Source organism: Erwinia sp. TECH1, assembly GCF_054057575.1.
Genome location: NZ_JBSRZK010000001.1, coordinates 1272972 through 1290001, shown reverse-complemented (window position 1 = coordinate 1290001; position 17030 = coordinate 1272972). Strand labels below are relative to the sequence as shown.

The 17030-nt window shown below is 56.1% G+C and carries 18 protein-coding genes and 1 pseudogene; 6 read left to right on the top strand and 13 right to left on the bottom strand.

Annotation, left to right across the window (positions count from 1 at the left end; all coding sequences use genetic code 11):
* The first annotated feature begins 71 nt into the window (after nt 1-71).
* Both eat and rdgC read left to right on the top strand, forming a co-directional pair.
* A complete protein-coding gene (gene eat, locus ACVWZ0_RS05940) occupies nt 72-1436 on the top strand; it encodes an ethanolamine permease (protein WP_253455106.1) in 1365 nt (454 codons plus the stop codon).
* A gap of 92 nt (nt 1437-1528) precedes the next feature.
* Entirely contained in the window at nt 1529-2440 is a 912-nt protein-coding gene (rdgC, locus tag ACVWZ0_RS05935; RefSeq protein WP_253455107.1) for a recombination-associated protein RdgC, read from the top strand.
* Nucleotides 2441-2538: 98 nt separating this feature from the next.
* Here rdgC and ppnP read toward each other — a convergent pair whose 3' ends face one another.
* From ppnP to aroL, 4 genes are all read right to left on the bottom strand, one after another.
* Complete coding sequence (gene ppnP / locus ACVWZ0_RS05930) at nt 2539-2829, bottom strand: pyrimidine/purine nucleoside phosphorylase (protein ID WP_253455108.1); 291 nt, start codon at nt 2827-2829, stop codon at nt 2539-2541.
* Nucleotides 2830-2873: 44 nt separating this feature from the next.
* Nucleotides 2874-3581 (bottom strand): AroM family protein, encoded by a 708-nt coding sequence (locus ACVWZ0_RS05925; RefSeq protein ID WP_253455109.1) that lies wholly within the window; start codon nt 3579-3581, stop codon nt 2874-2876.
* Nucleotides 3582-3963: 382 nt separating this feature from the next.
* Nucleotides 3964-4155 (bottom strand): YaiA family protein, encoded by a 192-nt coding sequence (locus tag ACVWZ0_RS05920; RefSeq protein WP_125288368.1) that lies wholly within the window; start codon nt 4153-4155, stop codon nt 3964-3966.
* Nucleotides 4156-4284: 129 nt separating this feature from the next.
* Nucleotides 4285-4809, bottom strand: a complete 525-nt coding sequence (aroL, locus tag ACVWZ0_RS05915; RefSeq protein ID WP_253455110.1) for a shikimate kinase AroL — start codon at nt 4807-4809, stop codon at nt 4285-4287.
* 298 nt (nt 4810-5107) lie between these two features.
* Between aroL and ACVWZ0_RS05910 the strand changes: the two are divergent.
* Nucleotides 5108-5804, top strand: a pseudogene (locus ACVWZ0_RS05910) (DUF2076 domain-containing protein).
* A 53-nt stretch (nt 5805-5857) separates the two neighbouring features.
* Here ACVWZ0_RS05910 and ACVWZ0_RS05905 read toward each other — a convergent pair.
* The 3 genes from ACVWZ0_RS05905 to ACVWZ0_RS05895 form a co-directional block, all read right to left on the bottom strand.
* A complete protein-coding gene (locus tag ACVWZ0_RS05905; protein WP_253455112.1) occupies nt 5858-6310 on the bottom strand; it encodes a YaiI/YqxD family protein in 453 nt (150 codons plus the stop codon).
* A gap of 80 nt (nt 6311-6390) precedes the next feature.
* Nucleotides 6391-6834: a DUF421 domain-containing protein gene (locus tag ACVWZ0_RS05900; protein ID WP_253455113.1), complete on the bottom strand. Its 444-nt coding sequence runs from the start codon at nt 6832-6834 to the stop codon at nt 6391-6393.
* A 9-nt stretch (nt 6835-6843) separates the two neighbouring features.
* Entirely contained in the window at nt 6844-7362 is a 519-nt protein-coding gene (locus ACVWZ0_RS05895; protein WP_253455114.1) for a hypothetical protein, read from the bottom strand.
* A gap of 98 nt (nt 7363-7460) precedes the next feature.
* Between ACVWZ0_RS05895 and proC the strand changes: the two genes are divergently transcribed.
* Complete coding sequence (gene proC, locus ACVWZ0_RS05890; protein WP_253455115.1) at nt 7461-8270, top strand: pyrroline-5-carboxylate reductase; 810 nt, start codon at nt 7461-7463, stop codon at nt 8268-8270.
* A 40-nt stretch (nt 8271-8310) separates the two neighbouring features.
* Here the strand turns inward: proC and ACVWZ0_RS05885 are convergent, their stop codons facing one another.
* The 4 genes from ACVWZ0_RS05885 to cspE all read right to left on the bottom strand — a co-directional run bounded on the left by ACVWZ0_RS05885 (nt 8311) and on the right by cspE (nt 12224).
* Nucleotides 8311-9840, bottom strand: coding sequence for an FAD-dependent oxidoreductase (locus ACVWZ0_RS05885; RefSeq protein WP_253455116.1), 1530 nt, complete (start codon nt 9838-9840; stop codon nt 8311-8313).
* Between the two features lie 236 nt (nt 9841-10076).
* The gene (locus ACVWZ0_RS05880; RefSeq protein WP_253455117.1) at nt 10077-10226 is read right to left on the bottom strand and encodes a hypothetical protein; all 150 of its coding nucleotides are present in this window, start codon (nt 10224-10226) and stop codon (nt 10077-10079) included.
* A gap of 171 nt (nt 10227-10397) precedes the next feature.
* Entirely contained in the window at nt 10398-11600 is a 1203-nt protein-coding gene (locus tag ACVWZ0_RS05875) for a multidrug efflux MFS transporter (protein ID WP_253455118.1), read from the bottom strand.
* A gap of 411 nt (nt 11601-12011) precedes the next feature.
* Complete coding sequence (cspE, locus tag ACVWZ0_RS05870; RefSeq protein WP_125288360.1) at nt 12012-12224, bottom strand: transcription antiterminator/RNA stability regulator CspE; 213 nt, start codon at nt 12222-12224, stop codon at nt 12012-12014.
* Nucleotides 12225-12728: 504 nt separating this feature from the next.
* On the opposite strand from cspE, the gene ACVWZ0_RS05865 reads away from it, so the two are divergent.
* Nucleotides 12729-12983, top strand: coding sequence for a biofilm development regulator YmgB/AriR family protein (locus ACVWZ0_RS05865; RefSeq protein WP_253455119.1), 255 nt, complete (start codon nt 12729-12731; stop codon nt 12981-12983).
* Between the two features lie 366 nt (nt 12984-13349).
* Nucleotides 13350-13856 (top strand): redoxin domain-containing protein, encoded by a 507-nt coding sequence (locus ACVWZ0_RS05860; RefSeq protein WP_253455120.1) that lies wholly within the window; start codon nt 13350-13352, stop codon nt 13854-13856.
* Here the strand turns inward: ACVWZ0_RS05860 and ACVWZ0_RS05855 are convergent.
* Together ACVWZ0_RS05855 and ACVWZ0_RS05850 are read right to left on the bottom strand one after the other, a co-directional pair.
* Entirely contained in the window at nt 13853-14149 is a 297-nt protein-coding gene (locus ACVWZ0_RS05855) for an I78 family peptidase inhibitor (protein ID WP_253455121.1), read from the bottom strand. The genes ACVWZ0_RS05860 and ACVWZ0_RS05855 overlap by 4 nt on opposite strands.
* A gap of 272 nt (nt 14150-14421) precedes the next feature.
* Complete coding sequence (locus tag ACVWZ0_RS05850; RefSeq protein ID WP_253455122.1) at nt 14422-17019, bottom strand: bifunctional diguanylate cyclase/phosphodiesterase; 2598 nt, start codon at nt 17017-17019, stop codon at nt 14422-14424.
* Nucleotides 17020-17030: the final 11 nt, after the last annotated feature.

Genomic DNA, 17030 nt, shown 5'->3' with positions numbered 1-17030 from the left:
TATGCCCGCGTCAAGTTTCCCCGGGACGACGGCTGCATTATCAATCAACACTTACTGGCGGGAACAGCGATATGACAAGCAAGCTAAAGCCTACTCTGGGCACGATACATTTGTGGGGCATTGCGGTAGGCCTGGTCATTTCCGGCGAATATTTCGGCTGGAGCTACGGCTGGGGCGTGGCGGGCACCATGGGGTTTCTGGTGACGACCGCCCTGATTGCCCTTATGTACACCTGCTTTATCTTCAGCTTTACCGAACTGACCACGGCGCTTCCGCACGCGGGCGGCCCTTTCGCCTACAGCCACCGCGCCTTTGGCGAAACCGGCGGGCTGATCGCCGGTATGGCGACGCTGATTGAGTTTGTCTTCGCTCCCCCGGCCATTGCCATGGCGATCGGCGCTTACCTTAACGTGCAGTATCCGGGATTGAATCCTAAATATGCCGCGGTCGGCGCTTACCTGATTTTTATGACGCTGAATATCCTGGGCGTCAGGCTGGCGGCGATGTTTGAACTGGTGGTGACGGTGCTGGCGGTGATCGAGCTGCTGGTCTTTATGGGCGTGGTCGCACCGGGCTTCAGCCTGAGCAATTTTACCGCGCACGGCTGGGCGGGCAGCGAAAGCTTCGGCCTGCCCGCCGTCTCCGGCATTTTTGCCGCTATCCCTTTTGCCATCTGGTTTTTTCTGGCCATTGAAGGCGCGGCGATGGCGGCCGAAGAGGCCCGCGATCCCAAACGCACCATCCCTAAGGCCTATATCGCCGGGATCCTGACGCTGGTGGTGCTGGCGATTGGCGTGATGCTGCTGGCGGGCGGCGCGGGCGACTGGCGCAGGCTTTCGGACATCAACGACCCGCTGCCGCAGGCCATGAAAATGATTGTCGGCGAGCACTCTAACTGGATGCATATGCTGGTCTGGATCGGTCTTTTTGGCCTGGTCGCCAGCTTCCACGGCATTATTCTCGGCTATTCGCGCCAGTTCTTCGCGCTTTCTCGCGCGGGCTACCTGCCCGCCGGGCTGGCGAAGCTTTCCCGTTTTCAGACGCCGCACCGCGCTATTATCGCCGGCGGCGTGATTGGTATCGCCGCCATTTTTAGCGACGGCTGGATCAATCTTCAGGGCATGACGCTGACGGCGGCGATGATCACCATGGCGGTGTTTGGTGCCATCGTAATGTACCTGATGAGTATGTTAAGCCTGTTCCGTCTGCGGCGTAGCGCGCCGGATCTGGAACGCAGTTTCCGCGCGCCAGGCTACCCTGTTGTGCCCGGCATCGCGCTGCTGCTGGCGCTGGTCTGCCTGGTGGCGATGCTGTGGTTTAACCCGGTTATTGGCGGGCTGTTTGCGCTGTTAATGGCCGCTGGCTACGGCTATTTCCTGCTGACCAAAGCCCAGCGCGCCAGCGCGCCGCGCGATGCGATGCTGGTCGGAGAATAACGACAAAAGGCAATGAAACCCCGTCGCCGATTCGCTATCATGCGCGCTGACTTTGAATGAGCGCGCATGACGCGCCGGAGAGGGAAAGTACAATGCTGTGGTTTAAAAATTTGATGGTATATCGTCTGAATCGCGAGATCCCGCTGGCGGCAGACGAAATGGAAAAACAACTTGAGGCATTCTCTTTCACTCCCTGCGGCAGTCAGGACATGGCGAAAACCGGCTGGGTTGCGCCGATGGGATCCAAAAGCGATGCGCTGACCCACGTCAATAACGGACAGATCCTGATCTGCGCCCGCAAAGAGGAGAAAATCCTGCCGTCGCCGGTGATCAAACAGGCGCTGGAAGCGAAAATCAGCAAGCTGGAAGCGGAGCAGCAGCGCAAGCTGAAGAAAACGGAAAAGGATTCGTTAAAGGATGAAGTGCTGCACAGCCTGCTGCCGCGCGCCTTCAGCCGCTTCAGCCAGACCTTTGTCTGGATCGACACCGTTAACAACATGATTATGGTCGACTGCGCCAGCGCCAAAAAAGCGGAAGATACGCTGGCCCTGCTGCGTAAAAGCCTGGGGTCGCTGCCGGTGGTACCGCTAACGCTGGAAAGCCCGATTGAGCTGACGCTGACCGAATGGGTTCGCTCCGGCGATACGCCGGCGGGCTTTGCGCTGATGGATGAAGCGGAGCTGAAAGCGCTGCTGGAAGACGGCGGCGTGATCCGCTGTAAAAAGCAGGATCTGGTGTGCGATGAAATCGCTAATCATATCGAAGCGGGCAAGCTGGTGACGAAGCTGGCGCTGGACTGGCAGGAACGCGTGCAGCTGGTGCTGTCGGACGATGGATCGTTGAAACGCCTGAAGTTCGCCGATACGCTGCGCGAGCAGAATGACGACATCGACAGGGAAGACGTGGCGGCACGCTTTGATGCCGACTTTATCCTGATGACCGGCGAGCTGTCTGCACTGATAGCCAATACTATCGAAGCGCTGGGCGGCGAAGCGCAGCGTTAAGCAAAGCACGGAGGCCGGATGCCCGGCCTCTCTGCATCACGCTTGCAGATACCAGCAAAGCCAGGAAACACGAAGGCCGGATGCCCGGCCTCTCTGCATCACGCTTTCAGGTAACGGCAAAGGTAGGAAGAAGGTTCGGCTACCTGCAGGTGAAACTCGCTGTGGCCCGGCACGTTGAAAACCTGGCCCGGATCGTAGTGACGCCATTCGGTTTCGCCCGGCAGCAGCACTTTAAACGAGCCGCTGACCACGGTCATCTCTTCCGGATCGCCGGTGCTAAAAGTATACTCTCCTTCCGCCATCACGCCGACGCTGGCGCGCCCTGTGCTGGCGCTGTCAAACCCGATCGATTTCACTTTTCCTTCGAAGTACTCGCTGACGTTGAGCATGGCACTATCCTTTATCAGAGATGAAAACGGGCGGCCCGTAATCGTTACGCTACCAGCTCTGCGGCCAGTCCGGCCAGCAGCACGTTGGAAAGCAGTACAGGGATACCCAGCAGTTTTTGTAAGAAATCACGATGACGCTGCTGATAGCCCAGGCAGTCCAGCACCACAACATCGGCGCCCTGCTCCTGAAGCTGTAGCGCGGCGTCAATCAGCTCGTCGTCGTGCTTTACCCAGGGATTGGCTACGGCAAAGCGAGGTCTTGAAGACAGACTTTGCCACTTATAGCCCTGCTCGCCCAGATATTCTTTTCGCGCCACCATGACGCCGACCTGATGGCCGTCGGTAATGGCGTTAACCAACGGCGGCAGCATACGGTACGCATCCAGCAGAACAGCGCTGCTGGTCTTAAGGTTTTTGTACTCGCCTGCGCAAAGAACCAGAATATTTTCAAATCCTTCCGCTTCCAGCTTGTTGATCAACTTTTGCAGGGATGCCTCGACCTTCGCGGCAGAGAGAATGACGAAAGAGCCATCCTCCATGTGCGTCATCGTCACCTTTTCGCCCGCTACCGGCCCATAACGCTGTTCGATGTCGGCCGCTGAAAGGCCGTCAAGCAATCCGAAGTGTGCGATATTCTCTTCAGGCAGGTGTTCCAGCAGCAGAGGCAGCAGATCTCTGCGAGGCGCCTTTCCTAAGGTTAAGGTAGCCAGTTTGTGGGTATTGCTTTCTGCCTCATTAAACACGTCGGACATAAAACTTCCGGAAAACAGGATATCAGTTCCGGAAAAAGACGACGGATTTGGATGGGAAAGCGGAGTGGTGAAGATCTCGGTCAATGGTCTGTCCAGTTAAAGGCGATGGAAGCGTCAGGCTTATAAACGTGCAGCGAAAATATGACGCCAGTCGCTTTCGGTCAAGCCCGGATCCCATGATACAAATATCAATACACAGCAAATTATGTTGGTAATTTGTCTTCTGCCGCAAAATTATTTTTTGCTTGAGCCAGACAGCTTGCTGTCGCAACAGCAGCGGTCGTTTTGGCAGAAGATTCGCCTGAATTACAGGTGGTAGCGCTTACATTTTAACCACGCCTTGCTGTGCCCCGGTGTTTTACGGCGTCCATGCCGTCATACGTTACTCTTTTTCGATATCTTCATAACGAGCTTTAGCGTCGACCGCTTCCTGCTCGCTTTGGTGCTCACTGATTAGCGTATCCGGCTTAGGATGATCGGCACGAAGTTCGTACCAGGTGACACAATTTTCTTCCGTTCCTTTTTTTATCGGAACAATATGCGCTTCACGAGGATAGGGCGGTCTGCCAGGCATATCTTTTCCCTCCTTAAAGTATTACCGAGCTGGCCGGGATTTACCGCGCGGCCAGCTTCCGTACTTCAAGTATAGACAAAGGCTGATAATTCTCTGTCCGCTCTGCGCAACTTGGGAAAAATCGTAGGTTTAACTGGCGCGAGCCAGCGCCAGCGCGCTAATAATTTCCTCAACCACGACCTCAGGTTGCTGCATGGCATCGATAATATAGTGGGCCGCCTCATGATAAAGCTTATCGCGGGCGGCCAGCACGTCGACCATTTCATCAGCAATAGGTCGGCCCGTTAACGTGGGCCGCTGCGCCTGTTCCGGATAGGCTTCCAGCCTGGCGGCCAGTACGGCGGCATCGGCTTTCAGATAGATAACCTGGCCGTGCTCGCGCATAAACTGCCGGTTTTCCGCTGCCAGCACCATGCCGCCGCCGGTAGCAATAACCGTGCGATCGGCCGTTACCGCCTGTAAAGAAAGCGACTCGCGCTGCCGGAAGCCCTGCCATCCTTCAGCCGCAACAATTTCCGTGACGGTCAGTCCGGTGGTCTGCTGCAGATGTTTGTCCGTATCGCTAAAGGCATAGCCCAGCGCCAGCGCCAATGCCTGGCCAACGGTAGTTTTTCCGCAGCCGCGCGCGCCGATAAGATAGAGGGGTAAGGACATGGCGAAAAATTCCTCAGCCTTGTTTACTGGCCGCTTAGCAGCAACCGGCAGTGAATAATGAGAGGCAGGCATCATACCGAGAATTCTTGTTTGTCACCAGCAGTCACTTTTTCTTTACACCCCTTGCACGGCAGAAACAGCACATCCCTTTGATATAAAGCAAAAATAGCATGTAAACCTTCCGTTACATACATTTTAGCCTGGCGGTAAGCCCGGCAACATTTCCTTACCCGAACCTCGTTTACTTTCCCCGGTTCTGCCCCAAAATAAAGGGACAGCCCGTTAATGAGGATCTCTTATGCAGAGCGAAGAACAAAAGTTAATTGAAAGCCTGTTTGGCCGACTGAAACAGGCTGAAACCCAGTCCGGCCCGCGTGATGCCGCCGCAGAAAAACTGATCCAGCAGCAGCTTCAGCAGCAGCCAGGCGCGCCCTATTACATGGCGCAGGCGATCCTGATCCAGGAAGCGGCTCTGAAACAGCTGAACAATCGGGTGAGCGAATTAGAGGCGAAGCTGGCGGCCCAGCCGCAGCAAAGCAGCGGCGGCTTTCTTTCCGGCCTGTTTGGCGGCGGCCGCCAGCAGCAGCAGCAGCAATCCTACAACGCGCCACAGCAGCAGTCTGCCTGGGGCAATGCACCACAGCAGCAGCCGTGGAATAACGCGCAGCAGCCCTATTCTGCGCCCGCGGCGCCTTCGGCTGGCCGAGGCTTTTTTAGGCGGCGCGCTACAGACGGCGGTCGGCGTGGCGGGCGGCGTAGTGATGGCGGATATGCTGACCAGCATGTTCCACCACTCGCAGCCGGAAGAGATCGTAAACATTATTAACGAACCGGCGCTGCCGCAGGAAAGTTTCGACAATAATCTGGATACGTTTAACAACGGCACCGACGCCCCCTTCCTGAATCAGGATGCCGGACTGCCGCAGGATTACGCCAGCGACTACGATAATGATTTCGACAACGGCGGTTTTGACGACGACGACAGCTTTGTCTGAATAAGGTCGAGGCTGGTTGCATAAATGAAAGGCGGGGATTTCCCCGCCTTTTGCTATTTGCAGCGCTGCGCCTGTAGCCATTTATCCAGCTCGTTGGCGAACTGCTGACGGTCGCGCTGGTTCAGCGTCGCAGGGCCGCCGGTCTGCACGCCGCTCGCCCGCATCGTGTCCATAAAATCGCGCATGGTCAGCCGCTCTTTTATCGTCGCCTCGCTGTAGCGTTCGCCGCGCGGATTCAGCGCCACGGCCCCTTTTTCCATCACTTCCGCCGCCAGCGGAATATCTGCCGTGATCACCAGATCACCGGGTTGCGCCCTTCGAACAATTTCATTATCCGCTACGTCAAAACCCGCCGGCACCCGCAGCGTGCGTAAGAAACGCGAGGGCGGCACGCTCAGCGACTGATTCGCCACCAGCGTCACCATTACCTGCTCGCGCTCCGCCGCACGATACAGCACTTCTTTAATTACCTTTGGACATGCATCGGCATCTACCCAGACTGGCATCGCCCTTTCCTTTATCAACACAACACTGCCTGCGATCTTGCCTGGCTTTTCAGGAATGGCAACCTGTTATTCACCGCATCTTAGCGCTGCGGGATAATACTGATCTTGCCGTTCTTCTCCAGAATAGCGAATTTGATCTGATCCAGCCGCTCCAGCCCCGCGGTGCTGCGGGCAGAATTCAGGATATCCTCTTCGGAAATGCCCGCTTTTCTGGCCCTTTCCGGCAGCAGACTGCCGTTTTCCACCAGGATTAGCGCCGTGCCGTCAATCAGCATATCCAGCCGGGGAAAACGCGCCTTCAACATGCCGAACAGGATGTCGACCACCACCAGGGTGATAATCGTCAGCGATGCGCCGGTGACCGAAAAATCGTTGCCCAGCAGCGCCTGCTGCGTCGCCTCGCTGATAATCAGCAGCAGGATCAAATCAAACGAGGTCATCTCCATCAGCGTGCGGCGTCCGGCGATTTTCAACACTACCAGCAGCAATAAATACATACTGGCAGCCCGCAAAACGGTTTCCATAATTAGCTCCTAAGGATAAATCCACTGGGTAAACTGCACGCTGGTTTTATTGTCCAGCGTCACGGTAACCGGATAGCGGCCAGGGTTCTGCGCCTGTAGGCCAATCCACACCGTCGCGCCGTCGCGATAGCGAGGAGAAGACCAGTGCAGTTCAAGAGCATTGCCACGGCTGAACGCCTGCTGCGGCTGCGGCTGAAGCGACTGAATTTGAAAGTTGTCCATCTCCTCGCCGTTGAGCACCAGCCTGAAGTCACCGTCCTGCTGCGGCCTGATGCGGATAGTCATCGACATATCGCTCGCCAGCCGCCCGAAACGCTCGTATTCCACCTCCAGGGCGCCGTCTGCCGACTTCACCCGTTTGTTGCTCAGCATCCCTTTTGAGAAAAGCCCGCAGGCGCCCAGGATCACGATAGTAAACAGAAAAAGATAGCCAATACGCTGTATCCGCCATTCAATCCGCTGCAGGCGCATATGCTCCTGAACCGGATAGCGGCGGCTGTCCATTTCATTTTGTTTCTTTAGATTCATCTGCGGCTCCTGGTTGTTGCTTAAGCGTAGCCGAAGCTGAATTAAGCCGGGTAATGACGTAAGCTGAACGGAATGAAAAGACAAAAAGAGGCAGAAGGATGATGAAAAAAATCGGTTTTATCGGCTGCGGTAATATGTCGAAAGCTATTATTGGCGGCCTGGTTGCCGCCGGCCAGGTGAAAGCGGAAGACATCTGGGTTTACGATCGCAAGCCCGAAACGAATCAGGCCATGCACGAGCAGTACGGCATTACGCCGGGCAGCAGCGCGGAAGAAGTCGCGAAACAGGCCGATATTTTATTCGGCGCGGTGAAGCCCAACGTTATTCTTAGCGTACTCAAGGAAATTTCCGGCTGCCTGAACAAAGATACCGTGGTGGTTTCCATCGCGGCTGGCGTCACGCTTGATTCGCTGGCGCAGGCGCTGGGGCACGATCGCAAACTGGTGCGCGTAATGCCCAATACGCCAGCGCTGGTCAATGAAGGCATGACCTCCGTGACGCCGAACGTGCTGGTGACCAAAGAAGAAGCGGATGAAATCGTGGCGATTTTTAACGGCTTCGGCAAGGCGGCGCTGGTGCCGGAATATCAAATCCACGCCGTGGTCGGCGTCAGCGGCTCTGCGCCGGCCTACGTTTTTATGTTTATCGAGGCGATGGCCGACGCGGCGGTGCTCGGCGGGATGCCAAGAGCGCAGGCCTATCAGTTTGCGGCGCAGGCGGTAAAAGGCTCCGCGCAGATGGTGCTGGAAACCGGCAAGCATCCCGGCGAGCTGAAAGATATGGTCTGCTCGCCAGGCGGCACCACCATCGAAGCGGTAAAAGTGCTGGAGGAGAAAGGATTCCGTGCGGCGGTCATGGAAGCGATGCAGCAGTGCATGAACAAGTCGGAACGGATGAGTAAAGATTGACCCACTTCAGCCCCTCATTACGGAGGGGCTGAATGCGTATTCAGCCCAGCGCTTTTTGCGCCAGCGCCGCGCCTTCGGCCATGGTCATCGGCTGCTGCATCCGACGCACCAGATCGGCGGTAAAGGTATACAGCCCGCAGGAGGCGACCGCGGCCAGCTGGCCTCTTTGCCCGTAGAGCGCCACAAAGGTTTTTTCCTTCAGCGAGCCGAACAGCCGAAAATCATCCCACTCTTTGGCATGACCCAGATACTCGTAGCGCGTGCCGAACTGCGCCGTCCAGAAAAAGGGCACGCGATCGAACTTCTCGCCGCGACCAAGCATGTTCTTCGCCGCCACCCGGCCCTGCTGCTGCGCCACGCGCCAGTGTTCGATGCGCATGGGGCCGGAAGCGGCGGGCCAGGTGGCGATATCGCCCGCGCTCCAGACGTTGGTCGCGATTTCCAGCTCCTCGCTGGCCGTCAGGCTGCCGTCGTCGTTCAGCGGCAGATCGTGAATAAACCCGGTGCCGGGCGCGACGCCCGTTGCCAGCAGCACGGCAGTGGCGGGCACCACGCGACCGTTTTTAAGCTCGACGCCGCTGACGTGGCCTTTCTCGCCCTGCAGCGCAGCCACTTCGCCTTCGATAAACTCCACGCCGTTTTCTTCATGCAGCTCCCGAAAATAGCGCGCGATTTGCTCGCCGAACTGCTTTATAAACGGCAGCGCATCGGGCGCGATAACCTGCACCTGCACTTTTTTGGCTCTTAGCGCAGAAGCCAGCTCCATGCTGATAAAACTGTTGCCGACGATCACCAGCTGACTGCTTTCATCCACCTCCTGCAACAGCGTCGCCGCCTGTTCAAGGCTGCGCAGCACGTGTACGCCGAACAGCGCCTTGCCGCTGAAATCGGGCCGCTGCGGGATCCCGCCGGTGGCAATCAGCAGCCGGTCATAATGCAGAGTGGAGCCATCGGCAAAGCGCAGCAGCTGCTCGCGGCTGTCCAGCTGCTCCACGTCGCCGTGCTTGCGTTCGGCATAGTGCCAGAAATCGTCATCCAGCAGAGGCGGCACCTCATCAATCGCCATCTTGCCGGACGGCACGAATTTGCTCAGCACGGTGCGATCGTAAGGTGCCTGCTGTTCGCGATCGACCAGCACCAGCCTTCCCTTAAAGCCTTCCCGACGCAGCGTCCAGGCCGCCGCCGCGCCTGCCGCGCCGGTGCCCAGGATCGCGAACACCGGCTCATCTTCTTCTTCTGCAAATTGATACAGCGGGGGAAGCGCTTCGGGATCCACCTGCACCATGCCGTTCTCGACCCTGACCGGATAGCGTTGCAGATCGCTTAGCGCCAGCGGCTCGCACAGACTGCCGTCGCTGATGGCGAAATTGGCCTTATGCCAGGGACAAACCAGATAGCCGTCACGGATAGCGCCCTGCTCCAGCGGCGCGCCGGAATGCGGGCATTTGGCCTGGTAGGCCTTGATTTCATCGTCTTGCCGAATCAGCAGGATCTCCTGCTCCCCAATGGGCACCCTGACCGGTTTCAGCTGCGGTAAATCCTGCAGGACGATAGCGTTTTGATAGCTCACGACAGGCTCCTTTCTTGTTATGCTTTTGTATTATCAGACTTGATAAGCCTGGCATTAACAGGGAGATCGGCCATCTTAAAGCGAAGCATGCCGTGCGCAGGATTGGATAAACTATTGTTATTTATACTGATTAAATTTTATGGCGGATAGCGAACAAGCCATGCTGTTGGCAAGCGGCTGTGAGAAACGTACTGGTAAAAAAAGCGCCGGCGTAAACCACGCCGGCCCGTCATCCGTTAGCGGCCCGGCCCCTGGGAGAAACCGCCGCGTGAGCCGCCGCCGCCCCAACCGCCGTGACCGCCACCGCCGCCCGGCGGCGGGAACAGACATCCGCTTAATGCTGTTACCAGCGCGACCACACTCACTGCTTTAATCAAACGACTCATTGCTCTTTCCTCATGGTAACAATGGCGCTGATAGTAAGCGTCGCCACACGGGCCGACAATGCAGAAAAATCCTGTTAGCCCCTGTTTTTACCCGGCGTAACCACGCTTAACGCTTTCCTTGCGGGAAAGCGCGAAAAACCTTAAAAGGCTAAAGCCGCAAACGAGGCGTGATCAGGCCGCCGCAGCCGCTTTTCTGCGCCGCCAGACCAGCATCAGCTGCACGGTATTAATCAGCACCACGATCGCCGTGGCGGTAAAGACCCAGCGGAAACCGCCGATGGCGGAAACGCCTGAGCCAATCAGCGGCCCGACCACGTTACCCAGATACATAAACGACTGGTTATAGCCAAAAATCCGTCCGGTAATGCGGTCGCTGGAGTAGCGCAGCAGCAGCGTTTGCACCGCCGGCATCATGGCGCCTTCGGCAAACCCCAGCAGAAAACGCAGCGCACCGAGTTGTAAGGCGCTGCTTGCCCACGACATGGCGAGAAACAGCACTATCGTCAGCATTAACGCGGCAAATAAAATGCGCTGCGCGCCGATTCGGTCGCCCAGCTTGCCCAGTCGGGGCGCGGAAAAGAGCGCCGATACGCCGGGAATGGCTGCCACTAGGCCGCTGATAAAGGCAATGTTTTCTACGTTCGGCTCCAGCTGGCGCACAAACAGTGTAAGGATTGGACTGATTGAGCCGTTGCAAAGCTGGATAACCAGCGTGGTGATAAACAGGCTGATAATTAATCCGGGATGACTCAGCGAACGAAAAACCATGGCGCCGCTGAGCTTTTCTTCTTTGCTGATTTTGCGATGCCCGGTTTCCTTGATCAGAAACAGCGTAATCATAAAGCTGGTCAGCAGCAGGCAGGAGGTAATAAAAAATACGGCACGTAGCCCGACCCAGTCAGCCAGAAAGCCGCCCAGCAGTGGCCCCATAATCACGCCGCAGATTTGCGCGGTGGAAACCATGCTCAACGCCCAGCCGCTGCGCTCGCGCGGCACCTGCGAAGCGACCAGCGCCATGGCGTTGGGAATATAGCCGGAGGTCAGCCCCATCAACGCCCGTAACAGCAGCAGCTGCCAGACGTTGGTTACAAAAGCCTGTAAAAAAATGACTATTCCCATGCCCAGCGAAGCGCGCAGCAGCATCAGCTTGCGCCCTTTACGATCGGCAAGGCTGCCCCACATTGGCGAGACAATGGCTGAAACCATAAAGGTAATGCTGAAGATTAACCCTGACCACAGCGTCAGCGCGCTGGGATCGGTGACGCCCAGCTGCTCCACGTAGAGCGGCAGAAAAGGAATAATCTGGCTGATAGCAAGGCCGGTAAACAGGCAGCCAAACCAGACCGAAATAAGGTTAACCTTCCAGGATTCCATGTTTTTTTATGCTCTGCAGGAGAATGCGAGCCATGAGTGTAACAACTCCCTGCCTGAACGCCAAAACGGTCAGACATCGTTACAGGCCATCGGCATGGTTCACAAGCGGTTGTTTTCACGGTGGGACGCTGCCCGCAAAGCGCGCGCGCCAGCGATAAATAGCAAAGCGGTAAGCCATCAATGAGCGGTGGTCAGAAGGTCAGAAGACCATAAAGGCGCCAGGCCAAAACAGCAGGCCACAACTGAAGACAAGCGATAGCTTCAGAAGGCGGATAACGGCTGGCGTGCAAAGCCAGAAACAGAAAACAGGCGGCAGAGGGTAATTCTTCTGACGCTAAACGCAAAAAACCCGCCATAAGGCGGGTTTTTGTTCTTCTGCCCGACGAGGTCGCAGCAGAAGTTTCTCTCGAATTACAGCGCAGTTACGTTAGCAGCTGCAGGGCCTTTCTGGCCGTTTTCGATAGAGAATTCAACTTTCTGACCTTCTTCCAGAGTTTTGAAACCCTGGTTCTGGATTGCAGAGAAGTGTACGAACACGTCTTTGCTGCCGTCAGTTGGAGAGATAAAGCCGAAACCTTTCTCAGCGTTGAACCATTTTACTAAACCAGTCATTTTGTTAGACATTTGTCTTTCCTTCAATAAGTATAAAGCCGTTAAGGCACGAGGTTTGTCAACAGGGTAGACTTATGGGGCACTCAAGAAGGAAGTCAGGAAGAAGAGATATCTGAGATAACGCTTTAACTGAAAACTGCTTTACTAAAATTGCTCGCATACGTGTCTGTTTCAAAACCGACGGTGCATTTACTCATAACCAGCGCTGCGGCACAAGCGCTGATGACTAAAAAAAAGTAATTTAATGTCAATTCGCTGATTTTTATAAAGATAATTTTCATCTTTTTGCCGCATTCAGTTAAACCTTCACTCGCGACGCTTTTTGCTACGGCATAACGAAAAAAAAATATTGCGGCGGCGGCTGGACATTCCGCTACGCCCATCCAGACTAATAAAAATCTCCACCTGGTTATTTTCCAGGCTAAATGGCAATTTATTCGGTTTGGTAAATTAGCCCGTTAAGCCTTTCCCGATCTCATTGCCGGGCTGTCGATGGCGCTTTGCAGGAGGTTTACCATGGTTCATCACGCTACCGGCGCAGGCCGGGAAATCACCGAGTATTTTAACAGCCCTGCTTTCAACGCGCCGAAAGAGAGCGAGCTGCTGGCGGCCATCATGACCGAACTGATGCGTAACGGCAGACCAACCACCAGCAAAGCGATTATCGCTACCGTTATTGCCAGGCTGGAAGGCGAGATAGATGAGACCCAACTGCAGGGCTATCGCAACTTGCTGACCAAGCTACTGGAAGAAAAACGCCCTGAACGGTAACGCCTCTGAAGCGGCAGCAGTGCGCTTACCTTATGCCTTATTTTTTCCTGATAACACCCGATAATGCTCGCCCAAAAAAAAACCGCACGGGGCGGGAAGCAAACGGGCATATCTGTCTGTGGCGAGATCAAAATGTCGCCTTTATTAATAGCGTAAAGTACAGCGCGCCTGTTGCAGGCGTATGACAATCAGATAACCTTTCGTATCGTGAAAGAGACTGACATTTCAAATGATAAAGTGAACGGACTTCTCTTTATTAGCAACGGTCGGATCCGTTGCTCCTACTCAGGTAAAAGGACATGCTTACAGGCTTTACGACGGCTTATTGCGCTTGCCTGTCCCGGACGCGTGTGGCAGGGCAAGCTCATGGCTAATATCAGACAGGGCTTGCGGACGATTTTTTCATTATTGCTGGCGATTGCTTTGGTGTTATGGCTGATGGACTGGCTGCGCGCACCGAAACCGCCAGAAGATTTTGCCCAACAGATTTTCCATACTATTGATGGCCGGACGATTACTATCGCCGAGCTGAGCGCAAAAAAACCGCTGCTGATTTACTTCTGGAGTGGCAACTGTAGCGTTTGTCGTTATACCACCCGCGATATCACTAACCTGAGCAACAGCGGCTATAACGTGCTGGCCATTGTGCACCATGCCGGCAACGATATTCAGATCGTCCGTCTGCTGAACGGTAAACATCTTACCCTGCCGGTCATTAACGATCCCACCGGCGCTATAGCCGCACGCTGGCAGACAGACGTGATGCCAACGCTGTTAATCGTGAAGAAAAGCAAGGTGGTGCAAAGCACCACCGGCTGGACCAGCGCCACGGGCATTCGGCTGCGCCACTGGTGGGTGAATAAGTGGTATTAGCCGCAGTAGACGCGGGTGATAGTATTCTGGCTGTCGCCCATAAAATTCAACCGGTTAAGATTAAAATCCATGGTAACCGCTGAGTTCCACGGCACCGCACGAGCCGGGTGCTCAAAGCGGAGCCCGTCAATGGCGGAAAGCGGTTTGCCAACGTACTGCTGGTAGTCGGAAGCGCCGCAGCGATCCAGTTCTGGATCCGTCGGGCCGGACGCCGCACCTTTGTGTGCGCCCGACTGACAACCCGCCAGCAGAATCGCCGCCGCAAAAGCGGCCAGTGTTTTCTTACCGATCATGATTTCTCTCCTCAGCTTGCTTTTTTGTCGTCGCAAGGGTAGCAGATAAGCGCCAGGGTGCAAAAACGCGGTCTTTTCGCGCAGCGATTCCAGCGGAAAATGGCACGGATTGCTTTTATTTTAATCAGGAAAATCCGCTATAATTTAGGAATTATCTCAACAAAGGAGCAACTCATGGATCTGATAGTGTTCATGCTGATTGCGGCCATGATGACGCTGGTCGCGGTGAAAGTCCGTTAATCAACAGCCCGCTTTTAGCGGGCTGTTGTTATTCAACTGCGAACGATATCGCAAGGCGCGTCCAGCAGCTGCCTGAAGCGATCCAGCGGCATCGGTCGGCCCAGATAGTAGCCCTGCCCTTCCTGACAGGCGATAGCCTGAAGCTCCTGCAACTGCTCCTGCGTTTCAATCCCTTCCGCCGTTACCGTCAGCGAGAAAGCTTTCCCCAGCCCGATAATGCCTTCAACAATCGACAGCGCCTGTGGAGAGTGCGGGAAATCGCTCATATAGGATCGATCCATCTTCATGCCGTCAAACGGGAACATTTTCAGATAGCCCAACGAAGCATGGCCCGCGCCAAAATCATCCACCGTCAGCTTTACGCCCAGCGCTTTCAGCGACTGCATCACTTCCAGCGCGCTTTGCGGATTTTCGAGCGTAATGTTTTCGGTAATCTCCAGTTCAAGCCGGTGCGCTTCCAGGCCGCTGGTGGCCAACGCGCTGGCTACGCGCTGCGCCAGATTGCCGCTACGAAACTCCACCGGCGAGATATTCACCGAAACGTACATCGGCTCCGGCCAGCCCAGCGCGTCGTGGCAGGCCCGATGCAGCACCCAGTCGCTGATATCAATAATCAGCCCGGTCTCTTCCGCCAGCGAAATAAATTTATCCGGCATAATCAGGCCGTGGCTCGGATGCTCCCAGCGGATCAGCGCTTCCGCGCCGTCCAGCCGCGTGTTTCTCAGACAATAGCGCGGCTGGTAAAAGAGCTTCAGTTCGTTTCCGGCGATAGCCTTACGCAAATTGCGCTCCATCTCGCGACGCAGCACCAGCTGTTCGGCCATTTCCGCGCTGTACCACGTCCACCGATTTCGCCCTTCCCGCTTCGACTTATAAAGCGCAATATCCGCCAGCCGCAGCAGTTCGTCGGCCTGCATCGCATCGTCAGGCGCCAGCGCAATCCCCATGCTCGCGCCGATAAAAATTTCCTGCTGACCCAGCTGGAAAGGTCGGCAAACCTCGTCCAGCAGCGCCTGGCAGCAAGCGTCAATCTCATGTTCGCCGTTCAGATCGGAAACGATAATAATAAATTCGTCGCCGCCCTGCCGCGACACCAGATCGCCGGCTTTGAGCACGCTGCGCAACCGGTGCGAGACCTCATTCAGCACGCTGTCGCCCGCCGCGTGGCCCCATGTATCATTGATCGGCTTAAAATGATCGAGATCGAGACTGATCAACACCAGCGGTCTTTCCGCCGTGGGCTGAGCCTGTAGCCTGCTCAGCAAAAACTCGCTCATATAGAGCCGGTTTGGCAGCCCGGTCAGCGCGTCGTGCTGCGACAGATAGTGAATGCGTGCCTGAGACTCGATCTCCTGAGTAATGTCGGAAACCGTGCCACGATAGCCGCTAATCTGTCCGCCCGTTTCTACGGCGTTAGCCACCAGGCTACAGATGCGCTTTTCGCCGCTGGCCGATACCGAATAGCAGCGCAGGGTATGGCGATGCCCTTCCTGCCGATGTTGAAACAGCCATTCGGAAACCGGCTGCGTATCGTGCTGCAGGATCGCGTCGATCGATTTATCCAGCAGCTTTTCCACCGCAAAGCCCGTGGCGACGGTAAAGCGCCGGGAAAGGTAGGTCAGCACGCCTTCGGCGTTGGTTTCCCAAATCCAGTCAGACGCGGTTTCGGCCACGTCGCGAAAGCGAGCCTCGCTAACGGCCAGCTCGTGCTGACTGTGGATCAGCTGCAAAAAACGCTCGTCGCAAAGCCTGGCGTTGTACATGGCGTGCCTGATAACGCGTCGCGTCACCAACGCCAGCATCACCGCTGCCAGCAGCAGCACAGGTAACAGCAGCAGCAGCAGCGCCCGTCCCGGCTGCTGCGAATCCCAGCGGATCACCACCGGCATCCCGTCAAATACCGCCTCCAGCAAAAAGGGCTCGGTAGCGGTATCCTGCGCGTTGCCCGGCACACGAGCATTCATCACGCCGACCGTACGGCCGAACTGCGCCAGCTTTTCCGGCGTGTAGCGGCTGACGAACACCATGACCGAAGGCGGCCCTGAGCGGGCTTTCAGCCCCGGCACTTTTCCTGTGGTGATCGGCGCAGCGGCTACGATAGCCGGCGTCGAACCGATAAGCGTATTCAGCGAGGTCGCGCCCTCCTCCTTTGCCAGCAGACGTGCCCTGGCGATAAGCGGCGCGGTCTGAATACCCAGCCAGCTTTCCAGCTGGAGATCGTCCAGCTGGCCGTTAACCACTGAATAGGTGGTGCGCCCTTCGCCGTCGACCACAAAGACGCCGTCATAATGGAATTCGCTGTATAAACCCGGCCCCAGGTTTTGCTGCTCAAACGCCCAGACCTTATCCATCGTCAGATGTAAATGGTTCCAGGCTTCACCCCAAAAGGCGTAATCGCGGATATTGGTCATCAACTCCTGACGAGCGTCCTGCCAGGCGTTATGCAGTAAAAAACTTTCCTGCTTAACGGCCTCTTCGTTCTGACGCCAGGCGATACCGACCACCATAAGCATGGCGAGCAGCGTCACGCCGCTCATCAACAGAATAAGCGATACGGCTATTCGTCGGGTAAAGAAGGTGGATTTCTGGCCGTAAGGCACCTGGTGGCTAAGCATGGGGGGAAAATTCATCTACTCCGAAC

Bases quoted from the DNA above. Each gene is read 5' to 3' on its own strand.
- cspE (WP_125288360.1), bottom strand. From the start codon at position 12,224: ATGTCTAACAAAATGACTGGTTTAGTAAAATGGTTCAACGCTGAGAAA.
- proC (WP_253455115.1), top strand. From the start codon at position 7,461: ATGATGAAAAAAATCGGTTTTATCGGCTGCGGTAATATGTCGAAAGCT.
- ACVWZ0_RS05925 (WP_253455109.1), bottom strand. From the start codon at position 3,581: ATGTCCGACGTGTTTAATGAGGCAGAAAGCAATACCCACAAACTGGCT.
- ACVWZ0_RS05900 (WP_253455113.1), bottom strand. From the start codon at position 6,834: ATGGAAACCGTTTTGCGGGCTGCCAGTATGTATTTATTGCTGCTGGTA.
- ACVWZ0_RS05895 (WP_253455114.1), bottom strand. From the start codon at position 7,362: ATGAATCTAAAGAAACAAAATGAAATGGACAGCCGCCGCTATCCGGTT.
- eat (WP_253455106.1), top strand. From the start codon at position 72: ATGACAAGCAAGCTAAAGCCTACTCTGGGCACGATACATTTGTGGGGC.
- ACVWZ0_RS05880 (WP_253455117.1), bottom strand. From the start codon at position 10,226: ATGAGTCGTTTGATTAAAGCAGTGAGTGTGGTCGCGCTGGTAACAGCA.
- ACVWZ0_RS05920 (WP_125288368.1), bottom strand. From the start codon at position 4,155: ATGCCTGGCAGACCGCCCTATCCTCGTGAAGCGCATATTGTTCCGATA.
- ACVWZ0_RS05860 (WP_253455120.1), top strand. From the start codon at position 13,350: ATGGCTAATATCAGACAGGGCTTGCGGACGATTTTTTCATTATTGCTG.
- ACVWZ0_RS05905 (WP_253455112.1), bottom strand. From the start codon at position 6,310: ATGCCAGTCTGGGTAGATGCCGATGCATGTCCAAAGGTAATTAAAGAA.
- aroL (WP_253455110.1), bottom strand. From the start codon at position 4,809: ATGTCCTTACCCCTCTATCTTATCGGCGCGCGCGGCTGCGGAAAAACT.
- ACVWZ0_RS05875 (WP_253455118.1), bottom strand. From the start codon at position 11,600: ATGGAATCCTGGAAGGTTAACCTTATTTCGGTCTGGTTTGGCTGCCTG.
- rdgC (WP_253455107.1), top strand. From the start codon at position 1,529: ATGCTGTGGTTTAAAAATTTGATGGTATATCGTCTGAATCGCGAGATC.
- ppnP (WP_253455108.1), bottom strand. From the start codon at position 2,829: ATGCTCAACGTCAGCGAGTACTTCGAAGGAAAAGTGAAATCGATCGGG.
- ACVWZ0_RS05855 (WP_253455121.1), bottom strand. From the start codon at position 14,149: ATGATCGGTAAGAAAACACTGGCCGCTTTTGCGGCGGCGATTCTGCTG.
- ACVWZ0_RS05850 (WP_253455122.1), bottom strand. From the start codon at position 17,019: ATGAATTTTCCCCCCATGCTTAGCCACCAGGTGCCTTACGGCCAGAAA.
- ACVWZ0_RS05865 (WP_253455119.1), top strand. From the start codon at position 12,729: ATGGTTCATCACGCTACCGGCGCAGGCCGGGAAATCACCGAGTATTTT.